The sequence below is a fragment of the Synechococcus sp. R55.3 genome (assembly GCF_047461975.1).
Classification (GTDB): Bacteria; Cyanobacteriota; Cyanobacteriia; order Thermostichales; family Thermostichaceae; genus Thermostichus.
Genome location: NZ_JANSIG010000028.1, coordinates 1 through 1714, shown reverse-complemented (window position 1 = coordinate 1714; position 1714 = coordinate 1). Strand labels below are relative to the sequence as shown.

Genomic DNA, 1714 nt, shown 5'->3' with positions numbered 1-1714 from the left:
AGCAGCTTGGGATCCTGCACCTGGGGATCCAGCCAAAGGTCGTAGTCGTTTTCCGTCAAAATCACGGGCATCCGCTCGTGAAAAAGCCGCATCAGGCGGTTGGCAGCGGTGTTGAGGATGGCACAGGTTTCCACCTCCACTCCCTCTGGGCTGCGCCAGCGTTCCCAAATCCCGGCAAAGGCAAATACCGGTCGATCCACCAGGTGAAACCAGTAGGGTTGTCTGCCCTTCTTGCCTGTACCCTGGTCGGCCCACTCGTAGAAGCCATCTGCCGGGATCAGGCAGCGACGACGGCGGAAAGCTTCGCGGAAAGAAGGCTTCTCGGCCACCGTTTCAGAACGAGCATTGATCAACCCGGCCTTGGCGGCTTGGCTCCAAGCGGGGATCAGGCCCCAGCGAAAATGGGTTGCCTTGCGCTGAAGGGATCCCAGCTCAATCATCGCCAGCACGGGCTGAGAAGGGGCGATGTTGTACCGGGAGACAACTGCCCTTTCTTCTGCTGCCACCGGCAAGCCGAAATGCTGCATCAGCACTTCTGGGGCCACTGCCAGGCTAAACCGTCCACACATGTTTGTCCCCCAGTCGCTCACCCCAAATGGCCTGCCGACAGGATCCCCTAAACCTTGGTGGAAATGCCCAGCAGTTGCAAGATCCCGCGCAGGGGAATCTCCACCCACTCGGGGCGGTGGTTCAACTCATAGCCCAGCTCGTAAATGGCTTTTTCCAGCAGATAGGCGTCCAACAACACCTCTATCTCTTGCAGGCTGCGGGGCAAAAAAGCCGCTTGGGAAGCCACCTGCAGATATTCGGCCAAAAAGCCCGCGCAGACCCAGCGGTGCCAAAACTGGGCCCACCGCATCATGTCGGGGCAGTGGTCGGCGCAGACCAAGCCGCTCTCCAGTTGCTGGCGCAAAGCTGTGTGGACAGCATAGTGGAAGGATCGCAGCATCCCCGCCACATCCCGTAAGGGGCAACGCTTGAGACGCCGTTCGCCCAAAGAGCGGGCCGGCTCCCCTTCAAAGTCGATGATGACAAAGTCTTTGCCGGTAAACAGCACCTGGCCCAGGTGATAATCCCCGTGGCAGCGGGTACGCAGGGCGGTGATCTTCCGCTCCAGGATCAGGCGGAAGCGGCTCATGATTTCCCCTTCTTGGTCGCAAACAGCCCGAGCCAAGTTGGCCTCTGCTTCCGGCAGCTTGGGGAGCTGCTTATAAGGACTCCGTCCCGCTGACGCGAACAGCAGCGGAAACACCTGCCCCACCAAGTTGCGCATGGACTGGTAAACGGAGCGCTGGTACAGGCTGGAGAAAGGCTCTGGGGCAAAGTCTTTGTTCTCCGTATCGGCAGCCAGGGCGATGTGCAGCTCGGCGGTGCGCTTGGCCAAGATCCGCACCGATTCTAGGTAGCTGCCGATGGTGGCGTAGGCCAGCTCCGGCAAGGGCTGTTGGGAAAGCTCCAAGAAGGATCCCTGCGGCACGGGCACGGGATCCACCTCTTGGTAGTGAACCAGCACCGCCTCAAAAAATTGCCCCAGGCTGTCCAGGGTGTAGTGCCAGGCATCTCCCTCGTTGGGGATGTACTCCTGCAAAATGGCCAGGGTAATGGGCTGATCGGCGGGATCAAACCCACGGGCCCCGCGACGACGGCGATACTCCAGGGATCCCAGCAGCCGCGGCACCCGCACTTGGGGATGGTGCTCCAGCAGGTAGCGGCC

General features: G+C 60.7%; 1 protein-coding gene and 1 pseudogene. Both read right to left on the bottom strand.

What is annotated here, in order from left to right; translation table 11 throughout:
- Positions 1 to 569 (bottom strand): SOS response-associated peptidase (locus tag NW849_RS06290; protein ID WP_414356649.1); only part of this gene is annotated, 569 nt, incomplete at its 3' end.
- A 47-nt stretch (positions 570 to 616) separates the two neighbouring features.
- Positions 617 to 1714: pseudogene (locus NW849_RS06285) on the bottom strand (alpha-amylase); the annotation flags it as partial.